This window comes from Vibrio sp. 10N.286.48.F5, from assembly GCF_041469785.1.
GTDB classification, from domain to species: Bacteria; Pseudomonadota; Gammaproteobacteria; order Enterobacterales; family Vibrionaceae; genus Vibrio; species Vibrio crassostreae_C.
The window spans coordinates 1-265 of record NZ_JBFRLG010000070.1 but is presented as its reverse complement, the minus strand read 5'-3'; the positions used below and the strand labels follow the sequence as shown (position 1 = coordinate 265).

Sequence of the window (265 nt, the reverse complement as noted above, 5' to 3'; positions counted from 1 at the left end):
GTTGACCATCGATGGCATATTCAAGGTGACTGATAGTTAAAGCGTCGCCGTCTTTATCTGTGGCACCTACTAGCAGATTGAGGGTGTGATGATTATCGGCCCCCTCACTGACACTGTCTGTTAAAGGCGTCACATCAGGGTTGTCGTTAACCGCAGCTAAGTTGGTGGTTGCGCCGGTGTGGGTCACACCACTGTGTGCATCCTTAACGTCATAGCTGAAGTGTACATCGCCGTTATAGTCTTTCTCTGGGGTAAACGTAAACGT

1 protein-coding gene is annotated in these 265 nt (G+C 49.4%); it reads right to left on the bottom strand.

What is annotated here, in order from left to right:
- Window positions 1–265: cadherin-like domain-containing protein (locus AB4185_RS21770; protein WP_372135929.1), on the bottom strand; the 265-nt coding region annotated here is incomplete at both ends.